Raw genomic sequence first — 1493 nt, forward strand, 5'->3', positions numbered from 1 at the left:
AAATATTAATTTTTCCTTATCAACCATATAACCACTCCAAACATACGTTCTTTAAGCGATATTATAACGAACATATATTTGGTTGTAAAGCAAATTCTTTCAAGCAAACCTGCAAAGGCTAAAATGAAAAGTTAAACTCCATATGTAAGAATAAATTCTATATAACTAGAACTCAGTCCTGAACCTATTTATTATAAATACGAACTAAACATGCAGAGCTATTGATACTGATAGTTCTAATTAACTTTTTATCTATATGGATTCTTATCCTTTCTGGATATAAAAAGATGAATAAAATCTTGTATAAATAAAAGATCTTTATTGGTAATTTTATCATCTTCCAATAATTGAACTACAGATTTAATATTACTGACTTTTTTAGAATAACGAATTTTTTTGTTTGTGTCTAAATTATTATTAGAATCAATAATAGTTAATTCATCATATTGATTAAATCCTAAAAGAAAGTCTGTAGTAACATTGTAATATGAAGCTAAGCGTTTTAAGTGATCATATATAGGAGCTGCCTTACCAGTTTCCCATTTAGAAAGCATACTGGCAGTAATACTAGTGTTAAATATTTTGCTTATTTCAGCTGCTAATTGATCTAATGTAATATTCTTTTTTAATCTTAAATCCTTAAGCTTTTTACCAGTAATATTCATATTTTTCCTCTCTAATGCAATTTATTATTTTAAAGTTAAATATATAATTATCAAAATCATTAATCTACAAACTTCAACTTATATTACTCAACGTAAAATTCAATTTAATTATATGATACTTTCGAGAAGTCGAAATTTTTTCAGACACGAAATATACTCTCCAACACAAAAATAATTCTGAATGTCCTTTTCGTCTAATCCTCGAAATACATATAATTCATCCCAAAGGAGACTGCTACCTTCAACACAGAAAAACCCTGATTCTAGCTCAACTCCAACGAAGATATTGTTTCCTTTAAAAATCTCATCTTGATTTTCATAAAGAAATTTTCCATTATCTTTATTTTTCACAATAAAGGTAACCGCTGATGGTTCTACATCCACAGAGAGTCTATCAGCATATGGCTTATTATATAGTATATTATTTATTACTACTTGCTTTACATTATCATCATGCAGTTCTTCTAGAAAATACTTATTTTTTAAATATTCCACAACTTCTTTGCCACACTTTCGATTTGGGCGTAATTTGTCTTTATAGTCGTTCCAGACTTCTTTCCATCTCTCAACCATTTCTGGGGTAGCTTTTTGCATCAACATATTTATCACCTCTACAAATTTATAATTTGTCGGAATGTTATAGTAATAATTTTTGTTTTATATACATTATAACAATATTTATAATTATTTTATATATAATGGAAATATTGTTTTTGAATAACAGTACATTAAAAAGGAAGATATTAATACTCTTCAAGCTGAAGTATAGGTGCGATTTAAAAAATTTCTAAAAGTAAAGTTCCGCTCCTCCCATCTTTTATTTTCAGC

2 protein-coding genes are annotated in these 1493 nt (G+C 27.0%); both read right to left on the minus strand.

Translation table 11 applies throughout. The annotated features are described in order from the left end of the window. Positions 1–248 precede the first annotated feature (248 nt). Positions 249–665, minus strand: coding sequence for a helix-turn-helix transcriptional regulator (locus tag COL3_RS25600; RefSeq protein WP_008426027.1), 417 nt, complete (start codon positions 663–665; stop codon positions 249–251). 108 nt (positions 666–773) lie between these two features. Continuing rightward, a complete protein-coding gene (locus tag COL3_RS25605; protein WP_008426026.1) occupies positions 774–1265 on the minus strand; it encodes a hypothetical protein in 492 nt (163 codons plus the stop codon). Positions 1266–1493: the final 228 nt, after the last annotated feature.

The organism is Clostridium sp. LS, from assembly GCF_002760435.1.
Lineage (GTDB): Bacteria > Bacillota > Clostridia > Clostridiales > Clostridiaceae > Clostridium.